Below are 25129 nucleotides of genomic sequence, written 5' to 3' on the forward strand. Positions count from 1 at the left end.
GGAGGCCTATTCGATGCGCTGCCGGGTCAGCCAGAGCTGGGCCGGGGGTGGCTGGGGCGGCATGGTGATCCCCCGCATCGGCATGGAGGTCGTCGTCGAGTTCCTCGAAGGCGATCCCGACAAGCCGATCGTCGTCGGCAATGTCTTCAACGGCAAGAACAATGCCCCCTATCCCTTGCCGGCCAACAAGACCAAGATGGTCATGCGTTCAAATACGCATCAGGGCAGCGGGTTCAACGAATTCAGCTTTGAGGATCAGGCGGGCAGCGAGGAAATCTTCATGCACGGCCAGAAGGACCACCGGGTCCAAATCCTCAATGATCAAAACCAAACTATCGGCAACAACCGGTCGAAATCCGTCGGCAATGATCAATCCGAGTCGGTCGGCAACGATAAGTCGGTTTCCGTGGGCAATAACCATACCGAGACCATTACCGCCAACAAGACCCTGTCGGTCGGCGGATCGCATAGTGAAAGCGTTACCGGCGACATGTCGGTGAATGTCACCGGCAATCGTGCGGAAACAGTGAAAAGTGCTCGCACACTAACGGTCACCGGCAATGATACCACACTGATCGAACAGGGCGACCATTCGCTGACGGTCAATACGGGTAGCCAGTCCACCACGGTCAAGACCGGTTCGCGCCAGATCGAGGTCCTTGCTGCCGGGCAGTATACAACAGTCAATCAGGACATCGTGACAGTATCAAAGACGGGCGGAATATCCATCAAGGCGGCAACCAGCGTGGTCATCGAGGCTCCCAGCATCCTGCTGAAATCGGATGCGAACAACTTTATCCAGATCGGTGGCGGCCAGTTGATCATCGAAGGTGCAGAGACATATGTGAACCCCCGCATGACCGCACCGGATACCTCTGCCCCGTAGGGGAGCGCCGGAGGTGGTCCCGATCCGCAGATCGTCTAACCGTCAGGAGCCGTTTGCATGCCCGTCTGCCATACCGACCGCTACAGTCTCGAAGTGCCTGATGACTGGATCGACCGTAGCATGATCACCTGGGTGGCACCACCTTCGGCCGGATACAAGGTGATGCCCAACGTGCTGTGTTCAAAAGGTGAAATTTACGACACCGAGGATTTGGACAAATACGTGAACCGGCAACTCAAGGAGTTGATGGGCAAGGTAAAGAATTTCGACCTGATCAGCCGCCAGAACACCACCCTCGGCAGGGTGCCCGCGGTCGAACTGAGCTTTTGCATGCGTCCCCAGGGAATAATGCTGCAGCAGCGGCAGATATTCTTCCGAACGAGCCTGGGCGAACGCATTGTACATACAGTTGTTTTTACCGCTGCGCGCGACGATTTCGACAAGCTCGCTCCGACGTTCGACACTATCCTGAACTCGGTCTCATGGACTAGCTGACCATGCCTCCCGCCCTCGCTGCAGCCCATATCGGACATGAGATCGAACACAGTTCTGCCCTGATGGGCTTCCTGATCGGGGCGGCGGTCGGGCTTGCAGTCGGTGCGCTGATCGTGGCCGCGACGGTGGCAACCGGGGGCGCAGCACTGGCGGTTGTCGCTGCCGTCGGCGGGGCGGTTGCCGCAACCGGTGGCGGAGCCTTGTCCGGGATGTATATCGGCGCCGCGCATATGAGCCCGAAAGGTCCGATCTCGTCCGGCTCGCCGAATGTGTTCTATGGTCCAGGCCGCATTCCGGCAGCGCGTGCCATCATCGATACCGTCACCTGCCAGGATCATGGGCAGAAGTTTCTGGCTACCGGCAGCGACAGCGTCTTCATCAACGAATATCCGGCCGTCCGGGACGACGACAAATCCGAATGCGACGGCACAGTAAAATCGGAATTCGACAATATCTTCATTGGTGCCGAAACTGCGCAATATCTGGAAATCGACCCGGAAGTCCCTGAATGGATGGTTAATGTCGCCATGGGGATGGTGATCGTGGGCGGCACAGTTGCGCTGGTCTTCGGGGCAGCGGCAGCAGCGAGCGCGGCTGGTATCTGCGGATTGATCAATTTTGGTGGAACGGTAATCGGAGGAGTATTGGGATCGGCAATCCTGGCGCCGATTGGCGGCATGATCGGCGAGTCACTCGGAGGAGAGCTGGGCAAGCGTATCGGCGAAACTGTTGGGGGGTTCCTGGGCGGTTTGGTCGGCGGTGGGTTGGGCAATCGGCTATCGGCAGGCCATCCCGTCGATGTGGCGACAGGTGAGCTTTATACATCGGAGACCGATTTTGTAATTGGGGGGATCATCTCCGTAGCCTGGGAGCGGTTCTGGATTTCGTCATCCACGCAGCATGGTGCACTCGGTGCGAAATGGCATCATCCGCTGGACATGGCTATGGCCCCGGCTGATAATTACATCGTCCTCCGTGTCGAGCATGGACGACTAGTGTTATTGCCGCAGCTTCGAGTTGGCCAGAGTTTCTACCATCGGGCGGAGAAACTTGTCGCCATGCGCAAGGGCGATGCCGACTGGACCATTCGAAAAAGCAATGGTCTTCTTTATCAGATGAGGGAAGACCCGACGGGTCGCGCATGGCTGCGTCTATCGCGGATAGAGGACGATAACGGTAATTGTGTGACAGTTGAATATGACGATCGGGGCAACCTTGCAGAGGCCGTCGGCTCGGACGGTCTCCGCTATCTGTTTATTTCTGACCTAAATGATCGCATCAAGACCATTGAAAGGACCGATGGAAAGCATCGGGTAAAGCTTTGCGAATATCATTACGATTCTCTGGGTGATCTGGTAGCAGCTGCCGATCCCCATGGCGTGCCCATACATTATGAGTATCGCGCGCACCTGATGACAAAAGAGACAATGCGTGGTGGGTTATCATATCACTTCAAATGGGATAATCACGCTTTAGGCCTTCAGGCGCGCTGTGTTTCGACATGGGGCGATGGCGAACTGTATCGCCGAAATCTTGAATACTTTCCCGGAGAGCGCATCACACGCGTCACCAACGCACAGGGCGCCTCAGAAATATTTGAATATGATGAGAATGGGCTTGTCACTTATGTCAGACAACCTCTCGGCCAGGCTTCAACTTTGAAATACAACCGTTTCGCAGAGCCGGAGCAGGTCATAGATCCCAACGGTGCGACGAGCAGTTGGCGCTACGATGCCTTTGGACGGGTAGTTGAAACAGTCAACCGAGGTGGAGCCAAAACGCGCTTTAAATACCGGGCCGACAATCCGGAAAATCCGAACTTCTTCAATATCTACGGAGAAGTTGATGGTCTGGATGCCGAGACAGCCTACGAATATGACGCAAGAGGTAACCTTGTAGTAATCGCTGATGCCCTTGGTAATGAAACCCGCATCTTGCGTGACCAGCGTGGCCTTCCATTGAACTTGCAAGACTCCGAGGGGACGGTGGTCCGCTTTTCCTGGACCCCGACTGGTCGGCTTCGGGAAGAGCGGGCCTCTAAAGGGGGCCGCATTTCACTTGATTACGACGGTTTCGGTCGTGTTATCCGGGAGACGGTAGAGAATATAGAGCCGACGACGTTCGATTATGACTCCAGCGACCGCGTCACGCATGTCCATCATCCAAACGGTCGTAAAACCGTGATAGATTATGATGCAGATGGCAATATTGCAGCATTGACCGCGCCATCAGGTAAAACCACACGTTGGGAATATGGCGGCCTGCCAGCACCATTAATGCGGATCAACGCCGATGGTACCCGCTTCAATTATCGCTACGACACTGAGATGAGCTTGGTCGAGTTGACGAACGAGGTGGGTGACACTTATCGACTGGAATATGATCTCAACCAGCGCATGAAAACCGAGATCGGATTCGACGGACGGCACCAGACATACACCTACGACGATGCCGGCTACGTGGTTGGTATCGTCGATGGTCACCGGAAGCACAAATTCCAGCGTGACCTTATGGGCCGTCTATTGCGTCGCGACAGCAGTGACGGAAGCTGGGCGAGTTACACATACGATCTGCTCGGTCGAATGTTGCGTGCCGACAATGATGTGCGAAAGATCAGTTACAGTTACGACGCGATGGGTCAAGTCATCGCCGAGATCCAGGACGATGCCGAGCTTACACATACGTATTCTCCTAGAGGCAGGAGAATCATGAGCCTTTTGCCGGATGGAAGGCTTCTACGCTTTGGCTATGATCAGAATGGTGACTTTGACAGCCTTATACTTGGTTCACGAGAGATCATGAAGTTAGATCGCGATCGTATCGGACGGATATGACGGCGGCAGGGCGGCGCCATTACCCAAACAACTGATTACGATCCTCAGGGTCGGATCTCGCGTCAGCTTGCCTATCGAAATACGTTGTCGAATCCGATATTTGGAAGAATCTATAGTTACGATCCTGCGGGGCGAGTTAGTTCTGTCGTAGATGTTGTGCGAGGTGAAGCCGCTTTCCAGTTCGATGATCGCTATCGCTTGCGCCGCGTACTAACAAGCGAGAGCGAAGAGTTCTTCGAGTTTGATCCGGCGAACACGATTCTGGTCGACGTCCGGAATGTAAGAGATGCCTCAGTTCAGGGTGGGCGTGTGCTGATGCGGGGAGATTGCCACTACGAATACGATAATGCAGGCAATCGTGTCCGCTTGCGACGCGGGCAAGGCGGTGCCCACATATTCAGATATGTTTACGATGATATGAACAATCTGATCGAGGTGCGTGAAGAACGGGGTCGAACGCGGCGCATCACGCGATTTGCCTATGACGCACTGACCCGCCGCGTATCAAAGGCTCATCGGGAAATCATGGAGGCGGCCAATAGCCCGCTGACTCCTGATAGAGAAGATTCAGAAGAACTCGTTCGCGACGAGACGACATGGTTTCTTTGGAATGGTGACGCCCTGTTGGCAGAAGGGCGATCGAGCGGTACTGGCACATTTGATCCCCTGGCACTCGTCTATGTGTACGAGCCAGATAGCTTCCGACCCGCTGCTCAGATCCTCCGTCACTCTGCCGACGCCGAAAGCAAGATCCTGCTGTATTGGCTAGACCATATAGGAACGCCTCAGGAACTGTCTAACGAGAACGGTGAACTGGTCTGGCAAGTAGCATTGAAGGCTTGGGGCAAAACCGCTCGTGTGTTCGTTGGCCGTGTGTCGCAGAATTTGCGCTTTCAAGGCCAGTACTACGATGAGGAAACCGGGCTTCATTACAATCGCTTTCGACACTATGACCCTTCGTCAGGCATTTTCTTGAGCCAAGACCCCATTACTCTTCTAGGAGGTGAACGACCGTTTTCCTATCCAACCAACCCTATGAACCAAGTTGATCCGTTAGGGTTGATTGATCCAGGTGACACCAATGGCGGTAAGGGTTATGTTGTCTATCAGTTGGTAGATAGAAAAACCGGTGATGTAAAATACGTTGGTATAACGGAGGCAGATCGATACGAACAGCGTATGGCGGAACACAGAAGATCCGGACGCTACCATGGAGGCCTCAGAGACGGCACAATAACAAATACCTCGACATATGGAGCGGCCCGCGGTGCCGAGCAATACCATATCGAACACGCAAACAATGGCAAAGGAACATTGAGCCTGGATTCCAGAGGAAAGCCGCTTGGAAAAGGCACCGAAGGAAATCGTGCGAGGTCATATGATCCTGCAAGAACTGACCTGCGCGCAACTGCATATAAGAACGAGTACGATAATGAAAGACGGCGCGTGACCAGCATTGGTCTAGGATGCAATTGAAAAACGGAGTTTCATTTTGTCTTCAGATACGAAATTGGCAAAAGACGGCATTGACTGGTTTCAGCGCAAAGCCAAAGGTATCGAAGCAGGAGATATTTTTTCAATTCCACTACCGGGGGGGGGGTATGGGTTCGGCCGGGTCATGAATACTCAGGATGGTGCCCGTATCGCCGAGTTTTTCCGTTTTTGGCAGGAGGATGACTCGTTTTCGGATGCTATCTCCGCGTCGGGAAGGCTGTTTTCACCCATCGGGATTTTTCTTGACGATATCGCCTATCGCAATCGAAAACGCCCATGGAAAGTCATTGCCAAAAACACAAGTTACTACCCCGACGATCTTTACGAAATACCATTCCTACTCGAAAAAGGTCCAGGGTATGATTATGGATACTTTACTTTGAATGAGAGGTATGAGCGTTTCGGACCTGTCTCGCAGGAGGATGTAGATAAAGGAAGAGTTTGTTCGCTTCTTCCACAACATCCTGACATGATTACCGAGATGGTTGAAGAATTATTGACTAAGCTTGGAATTCGCCAAGCTTAAATATGACATTGGTTGGGCGCTGATGACACAGGCGCCGCCAAAGAAGGCAAATGCCCTGTCGTTGGGCGTCGAAGACCATCTCTTGTGTCTCGCGCGGATATGACTCGCCCATCTGATTGGTCCGGTTTGATTGTTAGTGCATGAGCGGGTTCGGGTCTATCGAGACGATGGTTTTCGGTGTCGGCGGGCGATAGCCCAGAGCGCTATGCGATCGTCTCGTGTTGTGTAGTGTTTCCTCCATTTTTCGATCAGTATCTGCGTTTCTTGCAGGCTGTAAATGCGGGTATTGGGCACAACGCTCTAATGAGTCGATCAGGATCAAGATTTGTTCGGTTTTGGCCCAATCTGATTCTGACCCGTTTGGAAATCGGCGTCATATGTACTGAATGATCGCCTTCGTCCTTTCGAACCATGAAGGTGGGCAGCGCTGCGATACTTGAAGTCTCCGCGCTTCCCGCCTTCGCTACCACTGGTGACATCGTTGACGCGTCTCCAGATTCTCATCTTAGATGTCGCGGCGTTCTCAAGTGAGCTGTCGCGCTATAGGTTGCTCATGCCGAGTGTCTTAACTTGGTGGATTCGCAACGTGAATCCCCCCGCACCAGAGTTCTGCAACAGCGCCCGGGCGATATCATCAATTTGCCCCTTGAACCTCTGGTTGCTGTAGGAATTATGTAATTCGGACCCAAGCGAATCAGAGGTCCATGTCATGCCATCCGACTCCCGTTCTCACAGTCACGACCACGCCGCCGGGCGCGGATGTTCTCACGATCACGGTCCCAGACATTACCACAGCGAGGGCGGCAGCTGTTGCGGTTCGGCTATGCCGGAAGGCCCGGTGAACTCCGCCGGACGCAGCTTTCAGGTCAGCGGGCTGGACTGCACGGAAGAAGTCGCGATCCTGAACCGTGTCGTGGGACCGGTGGTCGGCGGAACCGAGCATCTGGCGTTCGATGTCATCAATGGCCGGATGACGGTTCTGGACACGGCGGGATCCGTCCCCGACGACAGAATCGTCAAGGCGGTCGCGGGCACCGGGATGAGCGCGCGGCCATGGAATGCGGACAAGGCCGAGGCCGACCGGGCTGCGCATCTCAAGCGGCAGGCCCGGTTCACCGCGGCGAGCGGCAGCTGCTGGGCGGCGGGTTTCCTCTGGCACCTTGTCGAGACGGGTATGAACAGCGCGCTCGGTCTTTTTGCAGGCCATGGTGAAGCGCCGATGCCCCTGATCGAGAGAGGGCTTTTCGGCCTCGCGATCCTTTTCGGGGTCTGGCTGGTTGCGCCCAAGGCGTGGTCCTCGGCACGCAGGCTCAGCCCCGACATGAATCTGCTGATGGTGATAGCGGTCGCCGGTGCCATCGGGCTGGGCGAATTCTTCGAAGCGGCAACCGTTGCCTTCTTCTTTGCGCTCTCGCTTTATCTCGAAAGCTGGTCGGTGGGACGTGCGCGCAACGCGGTTTCGGCACTTCTCGACCTTGCGCCGCCAACAGCGCGGGTGGTCCGTGCGGATGGTTCCGAGGCGGATCTGCCGGCGGCACAGGTTGCTGTCGGCGATCTCTTCGTGGTGCGTGGCGGCGACCGTATCCCGCTGGACGGCGAGGTGACCGACGGTATGGGCGCAGTCGATCAGGCGCCGATCACGGGAGAAAGTGCGCTGGTGCCAAAGGAACCGGGCGACGAGGTTTATGCCGGCACGATCAACGGTGAGGGTACGCTGACAGTCCGTGCGACCAAACCCGCCACCGATACGGTGCTGGCAAAGATCACCCGTATGGTGGGGGACGCTCATTCTCGCCGCGCGCCGGTGGAACAATGGGTGACGCAGTTTGCCCGCATCTACACCCCTGCGGTGATGATGCTGGCCGTTGCCATCGCCCTGCTGCCGCCCCTCGTGACAGGCGGTGCCTGGGGCTTCTGGTTCTACAACGCGCTGGTTCTGCTGGTCATCGCCTGTCCCTGTGCACTGGTGATCTCGACGCCCGTTTCTATTGTCGCGGCGCTGACGGCCTCCGCGCGGGCGGGCGTGCTGATCAAGGGCGGTGCCTATGTAGAGGCGCCGGGCCAGACAACCGCTCTGGCGTTGGACAAGACGGGCACGATCACGGAGGGCAGGCCGGAACTGGTGGCGGTGCATCCCTTCGGCGATACTACCGACACCGGATTGCTTACCATCGCCGCATCGCTTGAGGCACGGTCATCCCACCCGCTGTCACGCGCGATCCTTGAGCGTGCGGGATCGGATGTTACTGCCGCCGAGGATACGCGCACCGTGCCGGGCCGTGGGCTGGAAGGCCGGATAGGCAGCCGCAAGGTCTGGCTTGGTTCGGACCGTTTCGCCGCCGAAAGGGGTATCGGCAAGGCAATCCCTGCCGACCTGCGCGACCGGATCGAAGGCACTGGCGCAACAATGGTCGTCGTCGGCGACGACACCGGGGCGCTGGGCGTGCTGGAACTGCGCGACCGTATCCGGGCGGATGCCAGGCAGATTGTCGCGCAACTGCACGCGCAGGGCGTCAAGACCATTGTGATGTTGACTGGTGACAATGAACGCACCGCACGCGCAGTCGCCGCAGAGGTCGGCATCGACGAAGTGCGCGCCGAATTGCTGCCCGAGGACAAGGTTGCCGCCATTGAAGGACTGGTTGCCAGCCATAAGATGGTCGCCATGATCGGCGACGGGGTGAACGATGCCCCGGCCATGGCTCGGGCGCATTACGGTATCGCCATGGGCGCTGTGGGTTCGGATGCCGCCATCGAGACGGCGGATATCGCGCTGATGACCGACGACATCGGCAAGGTGCCCTGGCTGATCGGCCATTCGCGCCGGACCATGGCAATCATCCACCAGAACATCGGCATCTCGATTGCGACCAAAGCCGTCTTCGTCGCGGCGACAGCCTTTGGCATGGCGTCAATGTGGGGGGCGATCGCTGCCGATGTGGGCGTGTCACTGCTGGTGGTGGCCAACGCCCTGCGCCTGCTGAACACGGCCAGTCGCGAGGCGCCGGCAGAGGGAGGCAAAAGCAAGTGGATCACAAACGTAAAGGCGCCGGTATCTGCTGGGGAATGACCGTTGTCATGGTGCCGCCGCCGACCTTATCGGGCGGCGGCGCATCAGTTCAGCCTAGCCAGACGTCGAGGAACAACATGATGACCAGCCCGATGGACAGACCAAGGGTAGCCTTGTTCTGGTGCCCGTTCCGATGGGTTTCGGGGATGATTTCGTGACTGATGACATAAAGCATTGCCCCCGCGGCAAAAGCGAGGCCCCAGGGCAGCAGCGGTGCGGACAATGTGATGATGCCGGCGCCCAACAGTCCGCCGGCTGGCTCGACCAGCCCGGTAAACGCGGCGATGCGCCAGGCGCGCCATTTGGAATAACCCTCGCCGAGAAGCGACACAGCCACGGCCAGCCCTTCGGGTGCATTTTGCAGGCCGATGCCGATGGCCAGCGGCAAACCTCCATCCACGCCGCCCGACCCGAAGCCTACGCCGACGGCGAGGCCCTCGGGGAAGTTGTGGATCGTGATTGCAATGGTGAAGAGCCAGACACGCCGGAGCGAGGCGGCCTCGGGGCCTTCACGCCCGGTACGGAAATGCTCGTGCGGCAGCTTCTCGTTCATCAGGGCTACCGCGCCGATGCCCAGCAGGATCGCCACGCAGACGATTGCGGCGGGTGCCGGGCCACTGTCGAAACGCATCTCTGCCGCATCGAGTGCAGGAATGATCAGCGAGAAGAAAGAGGCTGCCAGCATCACGCCGGCCGCGAAGCCCAGCAAAAGATCCCGCGTTGCCCGCGAAGGGACGCGTCCGAACAGGACCGGAATTGCCCCGAACGTGGTAAGAGAGCCGGCGGCGAGACTGCCCAGAAACCCAAGGGCGACAGGAGAAAGCTCAATCACAATCTGCTCCAGGCTTGCCTGATGGCATCGGCAAACAATGTTTAAGAACGATCCGGAACCGAAAAGCCGAGTCGATCACAAAGGTTTGCTCAACGATGAAGGTTGCATAGTTTTCAATGCTATCCGGGTTTGAAATACTGCACAAAAGTGGAAGGGATGCGGTTTCATGTTTACCAGACGCCATTTCATCGGAGCGACTGCCGCTCTGTTTTCTCCCGCGATATCCAGCCCTGTCCTCGCCAGCTCCTGGCCGACAGAGGCTGAGAAAGCTGCCTGGGACGCGCAGGTGACGCCGCCCTTCTACGATCCGGCAACGACGAATCCGTGGGGACTGCATCCGCGGCTGTTGCCGCAGCGGGTGGAAGCCCGTGCCGGTCTCGTGCCCGGCGATATCCATGTCGACGCGGTCGCGCGGTATCTCTATCATATTGAGGAGGGTGGGACAGCCATGCGTTACGGGGTGGCTATCGGCCGTGACGGTCTCTATGAGCCGGGCACTTACACGATCCGGCGCAAGGTGGAGTGGCCCCACTGGACCCCCACGGCGGATATGATCCGGCGCGAACCAGAGATCTATGCCCAGTATGAAGACGGCATGGAACCCGGTCCCATAAATGCGCTGGGGTCGCGAGCGCTCTACCTTTATGTCGGTGATCGGGACACGTATCTTCGTATCCACGGTACTCCCTATCCGCGCTCGATCGGCAGCCGTGCGAGTTCGGGCTGCGTGCGTATGGTCATGCCACATATCAACGATCTTTATGAAAAGGTCGAAACCGGCGTCACTGCCTTTCTTTATCCGGCCGAGGGTGATGGACCCACGGCTGCACATAGCGGTACGGTCTGACGGTACTGTTTGCATCTCAGGCGGTCTCGACACTGCAAGCGGGATTGACGCCACGGCTGCCTTCGGAAGACAGCATTATCCTGTCACCGGCAGCGTGTTTTCCCGCGGCCTGCAGATCAAACGACCATCGATCGTGCGCAGCGGCAGCAGGGTTGTCTCCACCGGTCCGGCATGACTATACCAGTAGCACCCATCCTCGGGATTCAGGCGCACGGCCTGCAAATTCTGGTAGGGCGCCGCTTGTGCCGCCACCTGCTCGGGCACTTCCTCCAGGAAAAACGGCTGGGCTTCGGGGGACCGGCTAGGCGGTGCTGCGCAGGCTCCAAGCGCCAGCAACGCCGTTGTGCCGACAATGACCCTCAGGATTCCGGCCGAGCCATCATGCGTTCGAACTGATTTTGTATCATGCATTATTCACCACTTCCTCTGTAACTGACGAAAATTTTTGCCGGACGCTCGTCCACGAATAACTGCAGTATGTCCGATACGGCAATACACGGCCGCGTCATGTGTCATAGCGTTTCACCCGTGCCGGGGTCGTCGCGCAGACTCACCAGCTTCTCTTCCAGAAGAACTCGTGCGTCACTCAAACGTGCAAATGCGGTGCCGTCATCCTCACCACGCTCTGCGGCATCCGCAAGCAGGTTGTCTGACAGCGGATCGGTTGGCCTGCCGTCTACGCGCACTTCGTAATGCAGATTCGGGCCTGTCGCTATCCCCGTCGCGCCCACATTGCCGATGCTGTCACCTGCCCGACGCAATCGCCCACGGAAAGTCCGCCGGGCACGGCACTCAGATGGGCATAAAGGGTTGTGGTATCGGACCCGTGCGCAACCTCGACCACGCGGCCATAGCCACCGCGCCACCCGATGAAGCTGATGTGGCCGGGACCGGTTGCGTAAACCGGTGTCCCGCGCGTGGCCGCGACATCGACACCTGTATGCATGCGCACGTTGTCATAAATCAGGTGAGTCCCGCGCCCGAAAACCGAGCTGATTCGAGCCCCTTCGACAGGTTGGCCGAAGACACGCATCACCGCGCCATCACGATAAATCGTGGCACGGCCGGAGCCATCCTCGGACCAGACGACTTCGAAGAGCGCATCGCCAAGATCAAGCGCAGCGAAGGCCAGTTCCGGCTGATCTGTAATCTCATTTCCGGTCCATGCCTCGCGCCACAAAAGACGAAGCGTTTCGAGGACACCTTGCATCCGGGCCGCTTCAAGCACGCGGATCGCCTCGACCGAGGTCTCGCCGTGGAACGGCGTGTAGCGGATCGCGACACGCACCGCATCGCCATGCCCTGCCATGATATTCTTGACGGCCGGGTAGAAGGCACGGCACGCTTCGCAGGCCGGGTCAAAGAATTCAACGATGGTGACAGGCGCTTCGTCAAGACCGAGAATCGGGGAATATGGCCGAATAAGAGCTTCCGGCTGCTCGGAAGAGGCTGCAACAGTGGCAGCCGTGGGGACGGATCGTGTCGCATACCAAGCCGCAGCCGCAAACACGGCCAGGACAAGGACGAAGATCGACAGGATCAATGGGCGGGTCGACGTGCTGATCAACAATGCGGGTATCGTGCCCCTCTCATCCCTCGAAACACTCAAGGTCGAGGAATGGGACCGGATGATCGATGCGGACCTCAAGGGGGCGCTGCACGGTATCGCGGCCGTGCTTCTGCTCGGCCACACGGCGCATCAGTTCGACCATCGGCATGTTGGCCGCAAGGTCCTGAGACCGATCGGCGCGCGCAGCTTCAGGCAGGTATTCGAGGCCATCGCCAAGATTTACGACATGTTCCCGACCCAGGAATACCAGAACTTCTTCAAAGCCGCAGGATATGTCGCAGGTTAAAGGAGAAATGCTTTAAGCCCTGCGGGTGCATATGCCGAGCTATATCAACATGGCCGCAACCAGCGCTTCATCACCAGCTATAGCGAGCTCCATGAAAAGCCGGTCCCTTGTATCCATGATGTCCACGAAGCAGACGCCCTCGAAGCTCAAAGCCCTCGCCGTGCTTGCCGTAACAAGGCCGATGCCAACGCCTCCTGCAACAATGGCCAGCTGCGAGTGAACACGTGGTGCGCTTGCGGCGACGTTCAATGTTGTTCCGTGCTCGAATGCGAGCCGTTCGATTGCACCCATGAGCGACGGGCCCTGTTCACGCGGGAACAAAACGAAGGTCTCGGCAGCAATTTGTGCAAACGAGATCCGCCCGCTCTGCGCAAGCGGGTGATTAATAGGTAAAGCCGCAACGAACGGGTCGCGTCCAAGAGAATGGACCGGCATGTCCAGGAACGCTATCGGCGGATGCAGCAGGCCGACATCTATCCGCCCCTCGAGCAAAGCGGCCTCTTGTTCGGGGGTGGTCATTTCCAGCAGGTTTATTGGCTGCCCTGCAAGAGTCCGTAAAAGGCGTTGCAGCGCGCCGGTCAGCGCGGCGCTGACGAAACCGATCCGCACCACTGGATTGTTCTCAGCCACTCTCCGGACTCTGGTTTCTGCCCGGCTGAGCTGGGCGAGCACCTCCCGCGCTTCCTCCGCCAGAACGCGGCCCGCCTCCGTTAGTGCCATTCCCTTTGGCAATCGGTCGAACAGCACAAGACCGAGATCATCTTCCAGACGTTTGATTGCCTGTGTGAGCGGCGGTTGTGAAATATTCAGCGCCACGGCGGCGCCACGGACTGAACCGGCATCGGCGACGGCAAGGAATTGCCGAAGGAGCTTGTGATCGAGAGCGAGACGGGACTTGGATCGAAGCATATTCCGATAGGTAAACCAGATCAATTGCGTTGATAATAGTATTGGAATGATATCGCAAAAACCTCCATCTCTGTGCGCGGAAATTCAATTCGAAGTGAGCGTTATGCCAAACCAATCCACCAGGACTGCAATCCGTTCATCCTCCTCGCTCGCCATCTTCATGATAACGGCGCTCGCCGGATCGGCGACAGCAGATGTCATCCGCGAAGATTTTACGGTGCCTTCGGCTCCGGGGATCGATCTCTTTGTCCGGCAGGTGCAGGAGGAGGAGGTCGAGACGCGCCGCGGGCCCGTGCTCTTGTTGCATGGTGCACGTGTCGGCGGACTTGCTTCCTTCGACGTGGACGTTGATCAGTTATCACTGGCGGAGGATCTCGCGAAAGCAGGGTATACCGTCTACATCGCAGATTTGCGCGGCTATGGCCGCTCGTCGTTTCCACCGGCGATGCAGGGCCATCGTTTTGCCGCCCCACCTGCCGTGCCGACAGCAGAAGCCGTCGAGGATGTCAAGGTGGTGCTGGATGAGATCGGGAGGCGCCACGGGAGCGAAGCGATTGGCGCGATGGGTTGGGCCACGGGTTCCCATTGGCTCGCCGCGACAGAAGCCACGTATCCGGGCTCAATCGATTATCTGGTCTTCTACAACTCTGTCTACGGCGGACAGGGCGAATGGGCTCTGACAGGGAGCTTCGCGGTAAAGGACGAACCCGCGATCTTCAATTATGACAGGTTCGGCGCCTATCGTCTCTCCGATGCAGCAAGTCTGATCGGGCGCTGGACCAAGGCGGAAGGAATAAGCGATGCATTCGTCGATCGTTATGTCGAGCTGGCAATGGAGGGTGATCCGGCCGCTGCAGAGCGTGATCCGGCAAGCTTCCGTCATCCCTCGGGTCCCATTGCCGATACACTGAAGGCTGTCAACGATGCGCCGCTCTATGATGCCGGGAAAATCCGCGCCAACGTGCTAATCCTCCGTTCGGGCGAGGATTTCTGGTCGCGCCCAGTGGATGTGGAGACTATGGTGGGCGACCTGATCGCGGCTGACGATGTCGCGGTTCACGAGTTGCCGGGTGCATCCCACTATGTGCATCTGGAGCCGGGCGAGGGACGCCTCTCGTTCATCAAGGTTCTGATCGACTACCTTGCTGACGGCACGTTGGACGAGGTCGGGAGGCAGACACCCAATGAGGTTCCGACCTGACTTGCGCGGTGGTCCTCTTCAGGGAAGCTATGACGCTCTTTCCAATTCTTCCGTTGATCCTGCCACTGTTTATCTCCTCGCACCCGCACGAAGAGATGGCTCGTTCAAAGCAGTGTCATCACGCCGCCGAAGTCGATGACTGCTGCGAGCCGCCAGCCAGCAGGCGTTCGTGATAGCAGCAGGTCTTTGGGAAGCCATTCGCCGGTCAGGATAACGGGCCGCATATTTTCGGAAGGCCGGAAGGGCGCTGCGCAGAAGCTCGGATAAATCGGCCAGAAGATGTGCCGGTAAACAATCATATCCGTCATTGCCCTCATTGATCGGAGGGAGATTTCCCGGCATGCCCGGCCTCATCATGCGCTGACGTGCTGCAGCCTCGTCGGCGAGGATGAAAGTGCTTTCGATAATGGAGGACGGCAGCGCGTCGGGTTTCTTTTCCGCCGGTCGCGATCGGGGGTGATTGACGTTCGATAAGTTTATACATATAGAATAATTAAGTTTAGACATAATGAAATATCGAAAATGGGGCATCCATGCGGCTTCTCAGCAACGCTAGGCTTGCGCGGATTGACGGGAAATCAGCGCATTACGCGGTGAGCGAACCAATGCCGCTGGTCAAGCGGGGCGACCGAATCGCGTGGATTGGCGCAGAGGATGCGCCGCCTGACGATTTCGCGGGGGCCGTGCCGCATGACCTGGGCGGGCGGACCGTCACGCCGGGGCTGATCGACTGCCACAGCCATATCGTCTTTGGCGGCGACCGCGCCCGCGAATTCGAGATGCGGCTGGAAGGCGTCAGCTATGAAGATATCGCCTGCAACGGCGATGGACGATACGGTATTACGGTCAGCACACGCCTGGTGCCCACGCCATCCAGATGGAGCCGGCGCAATCGACGCATCTTGCAACGGAAACTCCACCTTTCGACTATGACGAAGCCAAGGCAGAGGCGTTGAGAAGGCCACTGTGTGAAATTCTGATCCGGCTGGCCGCTTTGGAACAGGAGCTGGCAGCATGAGCGGTCCCTTGACCGGTATCAAGGTTCTGGACCTGTCGCGGGTTCTGGCCGGCCCTTATTGCACCGCGCTTTTGGCCGATCTGGGCGCAGAGATCATCAAGCTGGAGCCTCCTGGGGGCGACGATTACCGCCATATCGGCCCCTTCAAGAATGGCGAAAGCGCGTTGTTCACGCTGAACAACCGCGGCAAGAAAAGCCTGTCACTTGACCTAAAAAATCCGGCGGATCTGAAGCTCGCCCAACAGATTGCCACCCATGTCGATGTGGTGGTCGAGAATTTCCGCCCCGGCGTGGCCGACCGGCTGGGTCTGGGGGCCGAGACGCTGCGCGAGGCCAATCCCGGCCTGATCTATTGCTCGATCTCGGGATTTGGGCAGGACGGTCCGTTCCGCGACCTGCCGGCCTATGATCTGGTCGTGCAAGCCATGTCGGGATTGATGGCCGCAACGGGCGAAGAGGGTGCTGCGCCGCTCAAGACCGGCGAAAGCATGGCGGATCTGATTGCCGGGCTGTTCGCAAGCTGGTCGATTACTGCCGCGCTGGTCGGCCGTCAGGCAACCGGGCAGGGCACCACGCTCGATGTTGCCATGTATGACGCGCTGTTTTCGATGCTGACGACCAGCCACGCGCTGTATCTTTATGCCGGTCAACTGCCGCAGCGTGTCGGCAACCGTCATCCGCTGTCCACGCCCTTCGGCTGTTTTGCGACCCGCGATGGACAGGTGGTGATCGCGGTTTTGAATGCCAGCCAGTTCGGACGGCTTGCAACGCTGATAGGAGCGCCGGACGCAGCCCACGACCCGCGCTTTTCCAGCGACGAAAGCCGCACCGCGCATGAGCCTGCCCTGAAGGCGCTGATCGAGCAGTGGTCGAGCGGTCTGACCACCGAACAGGCCGTCGCGGCATTATCCGGCGTGGGACTTCCCGGCGCACCGATCTGGAACATTGCCCAGGCCGCAACCAGCGATCACGCTGTGGCGCGTGGCCTGATCAACGATCTGCCGCATCCGCTATTGGGCCGGGTGCCCGTAGTTGGCCAGCCGGTGCACTTTGATGGGCAGAAGCCGGTGGCCGCGACTCCGGCCCCGTGCCTCGGCGGCGATCTGGAAACAGTTCTGGCAGAATTGGGGTTGGAGAAAAGCGTATGAACGATGATTGGTACATGCTGGCCGAGGAAGAACGGCTGTTCTGCGATGTGCTGGCCCGACTATGCGCCGACCGGATCGCCCCGAAGGCCGCTGAAACCGATGAAACATCAGCCTTTGTCCGCGCTCAACTGACGCAGCTAGGCGAAGTTGGCATGATGGGCGCCAACCTGCCCGAGGAATATGACGGCAGTGGAATCTCGGCGCCCGCCCTCTTGCGGGCGGTGGCGATCGTTGCCGGCGCCTGCGGCTCCACCGCCTCGGCGCTGACCGCGCATTATCTTGCCACGGACTCGATCCTGATCGGCGGGACTGACGCGCAGAAAAGGGCATGGTTGCCAAGGGCAGCCGCAGGGCAGGCCCTTGGCGCATTCGCTTTGACGGAACCCACCGCGGGTTCGGACCCTGCCGACATGAAGACGCGAGCGCGCCGACAGGCCGATGGCTGGCATCTGAAAGGCACCAAGTGTTTTATTTCCAATGGCGGGGTGGCGGATTTCCTCATCGTTTACGCAGTGACCGATCCGGAAAAGGCGCATCATGGCATTTCGGCCTTCATTCTGCCGAAAGGCACTGCGGGGCTGGATGCCGGTCCGCCGGAACGGACGATGGGGCTGAAGGGGGGACATGTTTTTACGCTGAATATCGATTGCCAGCTGCCTGAAGCCGCGCTGCTGGGTGAGGAGGGTCGTGGCTTCCGTACCGCAATGCAGGTGCTCGATAATGGCCGAATCGAGGTGGCCGCCCAATGTCTGGGCATGGCCGAGGCCGCGATGCAGGTCGCATGCGAATATGCGAAGGACCGGGTGATTGGCGGGAAAGCCTTGACTGATCGGCAGGGTATTCGCTGGATGATCGCCGATATGGGCGTAGCCTATCGTCAGGCGCTGCTCCTGGCGCAGGACGCTGCGCGGCAACGTGACGCAGCCCATCATAGCGGCGGGCGGTTTTCGCTCGCGGCGTCGATGGCCAAGCTGGCGGCATCCGAGGCAGCGGGGCGCATCGCCGACACCGCGCTGCAACTGCATGGCGGCTATGGCTTTACCCGGGACTTTCCTGTGGAACGAATTAATCGCGATCTGCGAATCATGCGCATCTATGAAGGATCCAGTGAGATCCAGCGTAACATCATCTCCGGCCAGATGCTGGCCTGACCATCGGAGCGAGACATGGACAGTCCCCGTCACAACTGCCGCGACATCCATGCTGTGACCGGCACCAAGATTATCGAGAAAAGCTGGCTGACCGAGGCGCCGGTGCGAATGCTGATGAACAACCTGCATCCCGAAATGGCCGAGAACCCGCATGAACTGGTCGTCTATGGCGGCATCGGGCCTGCCGCGCGAACATGGCGCGATTTCGACCTGATCTGCTGCGACGGCAGCAAGGATGCCGATGCACGGATCGTGCGGGTGCTGTGGAACGACCCGGCAGCAAGAGTGATGCGTCACGCCGATGCCGGTTACGAGATTGCGTTGCACTGCGCGAAAGAGCATCAACTGAATCTGCCCGGTATCCTGTAACGCCGAGTCGATGCGGCACTATCATTGGCGGTAGTGCCTTGAACGGATAATAGACCGAAACTACCCAACAAGGAGACTGACATGACCCTGAAGACCACCCTGAAAGGCGCCCTGCTCGGGATCGCCGCACTAGGCCTGGCCGCGCCCGCCATGGCCGACCAACTCGCCGACATCAAGGCCGAAGGCAAGATCATCACCGCGACCGACATGCATTATGCGCCCTTCGACATGCTGAGCAACGGTACATATGAGGGCATGACCAAGGACCTGTTTGACGAGGTCGCCAAGGAAATCGGCGTCGAGCCTGTCTATCAGGACATTCCCTGGACGGCCGAACTGCCGGGGCTGGAAGTCGGCAAGTTCGACATCGTCATCGCTCCTGTGACGATTACCCCCGAACGGCTGGAGCGTTACACCTTCACTCCGCCGATTGCCGATGCGACAGTCTCGCTGGTGAAGGCCAAGGGCAATGACGATCTGCAGAAGCCCGAAGATATCGCCGGCAAGACCGTAGGCGTTCAGCAAGGCACGGCGCAGTTCCGCCAGCTTCAGGCCTATGGCGAAGAGCTGGGTGGAATCACCATCAAGGAGTATGGCACCACCGACGAAGCATATGCCGATCTGGCTGCGGGCCGTCTGGACGCTGTTGCAGGATCGCTTCCGAACCTGACCTATCTGGTAAAGAACCGCCCCGAAAGCTTCGCCCTGTTCGAGCCTGCGCAATTCGGTGAACCCACTTATTTCGCATGGGTTCTGCGCAAGGAAGAGGCCAGCGAAAGTTTTGCCAAGGCCATTGAGGACGCCATCGCCAAGATGACTGAAGATGGCCGCATCAAGGCGATCCAGGAAAAATGGCTGGGCAGCTATACCGAACTGCCGCTGACCGCATCCGCCAACTGATTTCCTGCCGGGCGGCGTTTTGAACCTGCCCGGCCTCTCGATCAAACGGAGTGGCGATGTTCTCTATCGAGACATTCTTCGACAGCTTCGGCCCGCTGTTCTGGGCGGCGCGTTATACACTGCTGGTTTCGGGCCTTGGCATTGCGCTGGGGCTGGTGATCGGGGCTCTGATCTGTGCCGCCGGCCTGTCACGCTGGACCGCTGCACAGCGTTTCGCAGCGATCTGGGTCAGCTTCCTGCGCGGGGTGCCGTTGCTGGTCCAGCTTTTGCTGATGTATTACCTGCTGCCGGTCATAGGTATCAACGTGCCTGCCATTGCCGCAGCCGTCATTACCGTCGGCATCTGTGCCAGTGCCTATATCAGCGAAATCTGGCGTGGAGCGATCGGTGCCCTGCCCAAAGGCCAGTCCGAGGCGGCAATCGCCATAGGCATGGACCCGCGTAACGTCTGGACCCGGATCATCCTGCCACAGGCGGTTGTCCTGTCGCTGCCGGCGCTGGTCAACGAGCTGATCCTGCTGGTCAAGGCTTCCTCGCTGGTGTCTGTCGTCGGTATTCTCGAGGTCACCCGCGCCAGTCAGGCGCACGCTGCCACGACCTTCCGCCCGCTGGAGGTTTATCTGGCCGCCGCCTGCATTTACCTGCTGATCAATCTGTGCCTTGCCGGGCTTGGCCGCTATCTCGAACACAGGACGGCCGTCTGATGGAATGGAGCATTTTTCAGCAATACGGCCCTATGTTGCTACGCGGCTTTCAGATTACGGTTTTCTGTTGGCTGTTCGGCACGATCTTCGGGATGATTCTTGGCCTGCTCATCGCGCTGGCGCAGCGTTACGGCGTCAAGCCTGTTCGCTGGCTGCTGCAGGCCTATATCGAGATCATTCGGGGCACGCCGTTTCTGGTGCAATTATTCGTGCTGTATTACGGCGGTCCGCTGATCGGACTGCGGCTGGACGCGTTGCCGGCCGGGCTGTTGGGTCTGACTATCTATGGCAGCCCGTATTTCGCGGAGATCTTCCGCTCGGCCTTTCGCGCCGTTCCGCATGGCCAGATCGAGGCAGCCCGGGCCATCGGAATGGCCGAGGTCTCGATCATCCGCCGCATCCTGCTGCCGCTCGGGCTGGTGTCGGCCCTGCCGGCGCTGGTCAATTTCTCGATCATCCTGACCAAGGAAACGGTGATCCTGTCGATCATCACGGTTCCCGAACTGATGTATCAGGTTCAGCGCATGTCTACGGAAACCTTCCGCTATCTGGAAGCGAATCTTGTTCTGGCGCTGTTCTTCTGGGCCTTGGTCGAACTGATCTCGCGCGTCGGCCGCCGGCTGGAAATCCGCATTACGAAACATCTTATCGAAAGGACCTGAGATGGTTCAGGCATCCTCTGTCGAGATCCGCAAGGTGAACAAGTTCTACGGCCCGTTTCAGGCGCTTAAGGATATTGACCTGTCCGTGCCGCCGGGCAAGGTCACCTGCCTGATCGGACCATCCGGCTCCGGCAAATCCACGCTGCTGCGCTGCATCAACTTCCTTGAGGAATACGATTCCGGCGAAGTTCGCATCGACGATCAACTGATCGGCTATGAAGTGCCGGGCGGGCGCAAGATGCCGGCCCGCAAACTGCGCGAGATGCGCCGCTCGATCGGGATGGTATTCCAGCAGTTCAACCTGTGGCCGCACATGACCGCGCAGGAAAATGTGGCCGAGGGGCTGATTCGCGTGCGGGGCCTGCCCAGGGCCGAAGCCGCCGACCGCGCAGTCGAGGCATTGCGCAAGGTGGGGCTGGGCGACAAGATGGCCAATCACCCGGCGCGGCTGTCGGGTGGGCAGCAACAGCGCGTCGCGATTGCCCGCGCCATCGCGATGGAACCGCAGCTGATGCTGTTCGATGAACCGACCAGCGCGCTGGATCCCGAACTGGTAGGCGAAGTGCTGAACGTCATGAAGACGCTGGCAGGCGAGGGCATGACCATGGTCGTCGTCACGCATGAAATGGGCTTTGCCGCCCATGTCGCCGATCAGGTCGCCTTCATGGAGGCAGGCGAGCTGGTTGCCGTCGATGCTCCGGCCCGCATCTTGCATCAGCCCGAAGATCCTCGCATTCAGGGTTTTTTGCGGACCTATCACGAGCGAAATGCGTTCTGATGATCAACGGGCAGCCCCATCGCGATGGGCTGCGCGCCTTGCGCATCTGGCCGGAAGTCTGGGTGTCCTGGATGAGCGTTTGTGCCGTTGCCCGGATGACTGGCCCCGATTGGTGCCAGCCGCAACCTTGCATGGTTGGAAGCACGGGCTGATCCATGAGAGCACGGGCAGGGCGGTTCAGGATGTAGCGTGCGGCGATTTAAGACTTGAACATCTTCGAGCAGGATTAGAGCGCGTCGCGTTTGATCGGTTTTGTATCCGGCGGCTTTGAAGAAGTTGTGGCATTCCTCTTCGCTGAACAGATCGCAGGCCTGTCCGACATCAGAGCTTGCGAGCTCACTGTGACCAGGAGATATCGACCACCCGTCTGATCTCGTCGATCATGTGCATCATCTCCAAAGTTGCGGTCAACGGCCTCTGACCAGCCTCAAAGCGACCATCGGCGATGCAGCGCGCGACCTCTGCCGCCTCGAAATACAGCCCCTCGAAATGACGACCGGCGGGTTCCTCATAACGCAGGCATGTTGAACCATCCGCCGAGATAAGTTCGAACGGGCCTGGCAGATTGAATTCCGATCCGAACCGGATGGTTGCCTCTGTGCCGACGATGGCGGCGTTCGTCGGGGTAAGGCCGTAAAGCGTCGTCGACATGGTGCCATGATTTCCGGCTGCGTTCGCCATGGCGATCGAGAGCTGCCCATGCACCCCACTCGGGTCGTCCTGTTTCAGGCCGACCATCTGCTTGGCCGGTCCAAGAAGCTTTGACAGGAGTGAAATCGGGTAAGTGCCCAGATCAAGCAGTGGACCGCCTGCCAATGCCGGGTTGAAAATACGGTGATCGCGGGTGAAATATTCGCCATATTCGGTATGGATCGACTTGATCTCGCCCAGGACTCCCGCGTCGAAAAGCTGTTGCAGCACGTCGAATTTCGGCAGGAAATAGGTCCAGAGCGCTTCGCAGAGGAACAGTTCTTTCTTGCGAGCCACGGCCACCATTTCGGCAGCCTGCGCATGGTCAAGCGCCATCGGCTTTTCAACCAGCACATTGCGCCCCGCGTTCAGCGCCAGCAGGACATGAGCATGATGCGTGTTATGCGGTGTGGCGACATAAATCACGTTAAGGCTGTCATCCGCGACCAGTTCCTCGTAACCGCCATATACGTGCGTGATATCCCAGTTGCGGGCGAAGGTGGCGGCCTTTTCCGGGCTTCGGGAGCCTACGGCAGCAATCTCCTGTCGCGTATGAGCGCGGACGGATCGAATGAATTGCTCGGCGATCCAGCCGGAGCCAAGAATGCCCCAGCGAAGCGCCGGGGCCTGCATCGGGTCAGGGACGCGCGAGGCAGGCAGGGCATTCGGAAAGGCCATCAGACAATCTCCCATGCGCGGGATTGCAGCGAGCGTTCCATTGCATCCGCGATCCGCATGTTTTGCAGGCCAAAGGCAAAATCGGGGTCACAGCCATTCTGTCCGCATATACCGGCGATCAGATCATGGACCTCGATTACCTTGACGTCGAAATAGCCCAATCCGCCGCCGCCAAAATCGAAAGGGAAAAAGGCGGCGAATTGCGGCACCTGTGATCCGGCAAGCAGGGTCTTGAAGCCCCGGTCGCGTTTGTCATCGCCGAATCGTGCGACTTTCAACTCGTTGAAGCGTTCGCCATCCATGATGATCGTTCCTTCGGTGCCCGAGATTTCCCAGTAGATGCCGAACACCTTGCCCGCCGCGACGCGGGACGCCTCGATCGTGCCGCCGGCGCCGCTGGCAAAGCGGATCATCGTCTGGATCTGGTCTTCGTTCTCGACTTCGCGCCGGGGCGCGCCGGGATCGGCCTTGGCACTGTAGCTTGCAGCACCCTGCGGCACGGGTCGGGTCGGGAAATATGTCTGTGCTTGCGCAATCGCGCTTTCAATATCGCCCATCAGGTATTGCGCTACCGAAATAACATGGCTGCCCAGATCGCCGAGCGCACCGGATCCGGCCTCCTTGCGGGTGCAGCGCCATGAAAACGGAAGGTCGGGATCGTTGAAGAACCCCTGATCGAACCAGCCACGGAAGCGCATCGGGGTGCCGATCTCTCCGGCCTCGATGATCTGCCTGGCCAGCATCGCGGCGGGTGTCTTGACGTTGTTGAAGGCAACCATTGTCTTGACGCCTGCGGCATTGGCGGCGGCGGTCATCTCTTCCGCCTCGGCCACCGTCACGGAAAGCGGTTTTTCGCAATAGACATGCTTGCCCGCCGCAATCGCCGCCAGGGCCATCTCGTGATGCAAGGCGTTCGGAGAGGTGATGTCGACCACATCCACCTTTGGGTCGGTCACGAGGTTCCGCCAATCTCCCGTCCAGGTCTCGAAGCCGAAGCGTGCGGCAGCGTCGGCAGCGAGTTCTTCGCTCACATCCGCCAGTTTATAAAGATGGGGCACGGCGGGCAGATCCTTGTAGAGCATTCCCGCGCGGCGGAAGGCGTCGGCATGGGCCTGCCCCATGAAGCCCGATCCGATCAGGCCAATATTGAGTTGTTGCTTGGTCATCAGAACTCTCCGGAAATGTGGCGGAATACGGTTTCGACATGGCGAATCGCGCGGGTGACAGCAGGCAACGGCGGTGCCTTGGCCGGATCCTGCTCGGCCTCTACCACCATCCATCCCCGATAGCCGCTGTCGTGCACAAAACGCGCAACAGGAGCGAAATCAACGCAGCCGTCACCCGGCACGGTGAACATGCCTGCCCGGACGCCGGTATTGAAACTGGCATCGCGCGAGCGGATATCGTCCATGACCTGACGTCGAATATCCTTCAGATGAATATGCACGATCCGGTCGCCATGACGCTCGATCAGCCTGGCATGGTCAAAGCCGGCAGCGGCGGCATGGCCTGTGTCCAGCAAAAGGCCCAGTTCCAGCCCGGCATGGTCAAGAATAGCGCTGATCTCGGGTAATGTTTCGGCGACCATCATCAAGTGGTGATGATAGGCCAGCCGCAGCCCGTATTCACCATGCAGCCAGCGGGCGAATTCCGTCAGACGCCGCGCATAGCCGGGCCGGGCATCCTCATCCATTACCAGCCGCCGCGACATGGGTTCATTCAATGGCGCCTCGCCCGTCATCATCGCGACCTCGCCATAGACCATGACATCGCAGCCCATTTCGGTCAGCAGCGACGCATGTGCCTGCGCGGCGGCGCACTCGTCCGCGGCGTTCCGCGTGGCAAGCTTTCCGGAATACCAACCTGACGCGAGGTTCAGATTTTCCGCTGTGAGAAGAGGCGCGAGCTGCCCGGCTTCTCGTGGAAACAACCGCCCGAGTTCTACCCCCTGATACCCGGCCCGCGCCGCCTCCTTCAGGCAGGTCTCGACCGGAGTGAGGCCGCCCAGATCCTCCAGAACGTCATTTGTCCAGGATAGCGGGCTGACCGCCAGACGCACCCCTTTTGGCAGGAACTCCATC

The 25129-nt window shown here is 59.0% G+C and carries 23 protein-coding genes and 4 pseudogenes; 17 read left to right on the forward strand and 10 right to left on the reverse strand.

The features are described 5' to 3' along the window. The 5 genes from C9E81_RS16675 to C9E81_RS16695 form a co-directional block, all read left to right on the forward strand. Window positions 1-886: type VI secretion system Vgr family protein (locus C9E81_RS16675; protein ID WP_122113495.1), on the forward strand; the 886-nt coding region annotated here is incomplete at its 5' end. A 57-nt stretch (window positions 887-943) separates the two neighbouring features. Continuing rightward, window positions 944-1381, forward strand: coding sequence for a DcrB-related protein (locus C9E81_RS16680; RefSeq protein WP_122113496.1), 438 nt, complete (start codon window positions 944-946; stop codon window positions 1379-1381). 2 nt (window positions 1382-1383) lie between these two features. After that, window positions 1384-4215, forward strand: a complete 2832-nt coding sequence (locus tag C9E81_RS16685; protein WP_122113497.1) for a DUF6531 domain-containing protein — start codon at window positions 1384-1386, stop codon at window positions 4213-4215. An 18-nt stretch (window positions 4216-4233) separates the two neighbouring features. Beyond that, entirely contained in the window at window positions 4234-5691 is a 1458-nt protein-coding gene (locus C9E81_RS16690; RefSeq protein WP_481859702.1) for an RHS repeat domain-containing protein, read from the forward strand. 16 nt (window positions 5692-5707) lie between these two features. Continuing rightward, window positions 5708-6235: an Imm26 family immunity protein gene (locus C9E81_RS16695; protein WP_166461956.1), complete on the forward strand. Its 528-nt coding sequence runs from the start codon at window positions 5708-5710 to the stop codon at window positions 6233-6235. A gap of 133 nt (window positions 6236-6368) precedes the next feature. On the opposite strand, the pseudogene C9E81_RS23370 reads toward C9E81_RS16695, so the two are convergent. Next, window positions 6369-6511, reverse strand: a pseudogene (locus tag C9E81_RS23370) (integrase core domain-containing protein); the annotation flags it as partial. Window positions 6512-6944: 433 nt separating this feature from the next. Between C9E81_RS23370 and C9E81_RS16700 the strand changes: the two are divergent. Then, on the forward strand, window positions 6945-9305 hold the full coding sequence (locus C9E81_RS16700; protein ID WP_122113500.1) for a heavy metal translocating P-type ATPase: 2361 nt from the start codon (window positions 6945-6947) through the stop codon (window positions 9303-9305). A 49-nt stretch (window positions 9306-9354) separates the two neighbouring features. Here C9E81_RS16700 and C9E81_RS16705 read toward each other — a convergent pair whose 3' ends face one another. Next, a complete protein-coding gene (locus C9E81_RS16705; RefSeq protein WP_122113501.1) occupies window positions 9355-10137 on the reverse strand; it encodes a ZIP family metal transporter in 783 nt (260 codons plus the stop codon). A gap of 166 nt (window positions 10138-10303) precedes the next feature. Here C9E81_RS16705 and C9E81_RS16710 point away from each other — a divergent pair, with 166 nt between their 5' ends. Next, window positions 10304-10984 (forward strand): L,D-transpeptidase, encoded by a 681-nt coding sequence (locus C9E81_RS16710; RefSeq protein WP_122113502.1) that lies wholly within the window; start codon window positions 10304-10306, stop codon window positions 10982-10984. A gap of 75 nt (window positions 10985-11059) precedes the next feature. Here C9E81_RS16710 and C9E81_RS16715 read toward each other — a convergent pair whose 3' ends face one another. The 3 genes and pseudogenes from C9E81_RS16715 to C9E81_RS23375 all read right to left on the reverse strand — a co-directional run. Beyond that, on the reverse strand, window positions 11060-11395 hold the full coding sequence (locus C9E81_RS16715; RefSeq protein WP_243698697.1) for a hypothetical protein: 336 nt from the start codon (window positions 11393-11395) through the stop codon (window positions 11060-11062). Between the two features lie 101 nt (window positions 11396-11496). Further along, a pseudogene (locus tag C9E81_RS16720) lies at window positions 11497-12179 on the reverse strand (M23 family metallopeptidase); the annotation flags it as partial. Next, window positions 12177-12548, reverse strand: a pseudogene (locus C9E81_RS23375) (DsbA family protein); the annotation flags it as partial. The pseudogenes C9E81_RS16720 and C9E81_RS23375, both read right to left, overlap by 3 nt. On the opposite strand from C9E81_RS23375, the gene C9E81_RS23700 reads away from it, so the two are divergent. Beyond that, a complete protein-coding gene (locus C9E81_RS23700; protein WP_243698698.1) occupies window positions 12451-12840 on the forward strand; it encodes an SDR family NAD(P)-dependent oxidoreductase in 390 nt (129 codons plus the stop codon). The pseudogene C9E81_RS23375 and the gene C9E81_RS23700 sit on opposite strands and share 98 nt — an antisense overlap. Before the next feature lie 39 nt (window positions 12841-12879). Here the strand turns inward: C9E81_RS23700 and C9E81_RS16730 are convergent, their stop codons facing one another. Continuing rightward, entirely contained in the window at window positions 12880-13773 is an 894-nt protein-coding gene (locus tag C9E81_RS16730; RefSeq protein ID WP_147457620.1) for a LysR family transcriptional regulator, read from the reverse strand. A 22-nt stretch (window positions 13774-13795) separates the two neighbouring features. On the opposite strand from C9E81_RS16730, the gene C9E81_RS16735 reads away from it, so the two are divergent. Then, a complete protein-coding gene (locus C9E81_RS16735) occupies window positions 13796-14950 on the forward strand; it encodes an alpha/beta fold hydrolase (protein ID WP_122113504.1) in 1155 nt (384 codons plus the stop codon). Window positions 14951-15054: 104 nt separating this feature from the next. Here C9E81_RS16735 and C9E81_RS16740 read toward each other — a convergent pair whose 3' ends face one another. Further along, entirely contained in the window at window positions 15055-15258 is a 204-nt protein-coding gene (locus C9E81_RS16740) for a hypothetical protein (RefSeq protein WP_122113505.1), read from the reverse strand. A 225-nt stretch (window positions 15259-15483) separates the two neighbouring features. Here C9E81_RS16740 and C9E81_RS23380 point away from each other — a divergent pair, with 225 nt between their 5' ends. The 8 genes and pseudogenes from C9E81_RS23380 to C9E81_RS16785 all read left to right on the forward strand — a co-directional run bounded on the left by C9E81_RS23380 (window position 15484) and on the right by C9E81_RS16785 (window position 21680). After that, window positions 15484-15906 carry an amidohydrolase family protein gene (locus C9E81_RS23380; RefSeq protein WP_425010660.1) on the forward strand — a complete coding sequence of 141 codons (423 nt, stop codon included), beginning with the start codon at window positions 15484-15486 and terminating at the stop codon, window positions 15904-15906. 58 nt (window positions 15907-15964) lie between these two features. Then, window positions 15965-17116, forward strand: coding sequence for a CaiB/BaiF CoA transferase family protein (locus C9E81_RS16755; protein WP_122113506.1), 1152 nt, complete (start codon window positions 15965-15967; stop codon window positions 17114-17116). Beyond that, a complete protein-coding gene (locus C9E81_RS16760; RefSeq protein ID WP_122113507.1) occupies window positions 17113-18267 on the forward strand; it encodes an acyl-CoA dehydrogenase family protein in 1155 nt (384 codons plus the stop codon). Before C9E81_RS16755 ends, C9E81_RS16760 begins: the two co-directional genes overlap by 4 nt. A gap of 15 nt (window positions 18268-18282) precedes the next feature. Then, window positions 18283-18573, forward strand: a pseudogene (locus tag C9E81_RS23390) (urocanate hydratase); the annotation flags it as partial. Between the two features lie 144 nt (window positions 18574-18717). Continuing rightward, window positions 18718-19536 carry a transporter substrate-binding domain-containing protein gene (locus tag C9E81_RS16770; RefSeq protein ID WP_122113509.1) on the forward strand — a complete coding sequence of 273 codons (819 nt, stop codon included), beginning with the start codon at window positions 18718-18720 and terminating at the stop codon, window positions 19534-19536. A gap of 56 nt (window positions 19537-19592) precedes the next feature. After that, complete coding sequence (locus C9E81_RS16775) at window positions 19593-20240, forward strand: amino acid ABC transporter permease (RefSeq protein ID WP_122113510.1); 648 nt, start codon at window positions 19593-19595, stop codon at window positions 20238-20240. Continuing rightward, complete coding sequence (locus C9E81_RS16780; RefSeq protein WP_122113511.1) at window positions 20240-20902, forward strand: amino acid ABC transporter permease; 663 nt, start codon at window positions 20240-20242, stop codon at window positions 20900-20902. The genes C9E81_RS16775 and C9E81_RS16780 overlap by 1 nt, the downstream gene beginning before the upstream one ends. 1 nt (window position 20903) lies before the next feature. After that, window positions 20904-21680 carry an amino acid ABC transporter ATP-binding protein gene (locus C9E81_RS16785; protein ID WP_122113512.1) on the forward strand — a complete coding sequence of 259 codons (777 nt, stop codon included), beginning with the start codon at window positions 20904-20906 and terminating at the stop codon, window positions 21678-21680. Between the two features lie 336 nt (window positions 21681-22016). Here the strand turns inward: C9E81_RS16785 and C9E81_RS16790 are convergent, their stop codons facing one another. Genes C9E81_RS16790 through iolE form a run of 3 tightly spaced genes read right to left on the reverse strand, consistent with a single transcriptional unit; the run spans window position 22017 to window position 25128 of the window. Further along, window positions 22017-23048, reverse strand: coding sequence for a Gfo/Idh/MocA family protein (locus C9E81_RS16790; RefSeq protein ID WP_208021210.1), 1032 nt, complete (start codon window positions 23046-23048; stop codon window positions 22017-22019). Continuing rightward, a complete protein-coding gene (locus C9E81_RS16795) occupies window positions 23048-24214 on the reverse strand; it encodes a Gfo/Idh/MocA family protein (protein ID WP_122113513.1) in 1167 nt (388 codons plus the stop codon). Before C9E81_RS16795 ends, C9E81_RS16790 begins: the two co-directional genes overlap by 1 nt. Continuing rightward, window positions 24214-25128 (reverse strand): myo-inosose-2 dehydratase, encoded by a 915-nt coding sequence (iolE, locus tag C9E81_RS16800; RefSeq protein ID WP_122113514.1) that lies wholly within the window; start codon window positions 25126-25128, stop codon window positions 24214-24216. The genes C9E81_RS16795 and iolE overlap by 1 nt, the downstream gene beginning before the upstream one ends. Window position 25129 lies beyond the last annotated feature (1 nt).

The organism is Paracoccus alkanivorans, from assembly GCF_003697785.1.
GTDB lineage: Bacteria > Pseudomonadota > Alphaproteobacteria > Rhodobacterales > Rhodobacteraceae > Paracoccus > Paracoccus alkanivorans.

Bases quoted from the DNA above. Each gene is read 5' to 3' on its own strand.
- C9E81_RS16680 (WP_122113496.1), top strand. From the start codon at position 944: ATGCCCGTCTGCCATACCGACCGCTACAGTCTCGAAGTGCCTGATGAC.
- C9E81_RS16685 (WP_122113497.1), top strand. From the start codon at position 1,384: ATGCCTCCCGCCCTCGCTGCAGCCCATATCGGACATGAGATCGAACAC.
- C9E81_RS16700 (WP_122113500.1), top strand. From the start codon at position 6,945: ATGCCATCCGACTCCCGTTCTCACAGTCACGACCACGCCGCCGGGCGC.
- C9E81_RS16710 (WP_122113502.1), top strand. From the start codon at position 10,304: ATGTTTACCAGACGCCATTTCATCGGAGCGACTGCCGCTCTGTTTTCT.
- C9E81_RS16715 (WP_243698697.1), bottom strand. From the start codon at position 11,395: ATGCATGATACAAAATCAGTTCGAACGCATGATGGCTCGGCCGGAATC.
- C9E81_RS16735 (WP_122113504.1), top strand. From the start codon at position 13,796: ATGATATCGCAAAAACCTCCATCTCTGTGCGCGGAAATTCAATTCGAA.
- C9E81_RS16740 (WP_122113505.1), bottom strand. From the start codon at position 15,258: ATGACGGATATGATTGTTTACCGGCACATCTTCTGGCCGATTTATCCG.
- C9E81_RS23380 (WP_425010660.1), top strand. From the start codon at position 15,484: ATGCGGCTTCTCAGCAACGCTAGGCTTGCGCGGATTGACGGGAAATCA.
- C9E81_RS16755 (WP_122113506.1), top strand. From the start codon at position 15,965: ATGAGCGGTCCCTTGACCGGTATCAAGGTTCTGGACCTGTCGCGGGTT.
- C9E81_RS16760 (WP_122113507.1), top strand. From the start codon at position 17,113: ATGAACGATGATTGGTACATGCTGGCCGAGGAAGAACGGCTGTTCTGC.
- C9E81_RS16770 (WP_122113509.1), top strand. From the start codon at position 18,718: ATGACCCTGAAGACCACCCTGAAAGGCGCCCTGCTCGGGATCGCCGCA.
- C9E81_RS16775 (WP_122113510.1), top strand. From the start codon at position 19,593: ATGTTCTCTATCGAGACATTCTTCGACAGCTTCGGCCCGCTGTTCTGG.
- C9E81_RS16780 (WP_122113511.1), top strand. From the start codon at position 20,240: ATGGAATGGAGCATTTTTCAGCAATACGGCCCTATGTTGCTACGCGGC.
- C9E81_RS16785 (WP_122113512.1), top strand. From the start codon at position 20,904: ATGGTTCAGGCATCCTCTGTCGAGATCCGCAAGGTGAACAAGTTCTAC.
- C9E81_RS16790 (WP_208021210.1), bottom strand. From the start codon at position 23,048: ATGGCCTTTCCGAATGCCCTGCCTGCCTCGCGCGTCCCTGACCCGATG.
- C9E81_RS16795 (WP_122113513.1), bottom strand. From the start codon at position 24,214: ATGACCAAGCAACAACTCAATATTGGCCTGATCGGATCGGGCTTCATG.
- iolE (WP_122113514.1), bottom strand. From the start codon at position 25,128: ATGGAGTTCCTGCCAAAAGGGGTGCGTCTGGCGGTCAGCCCGCTATCC.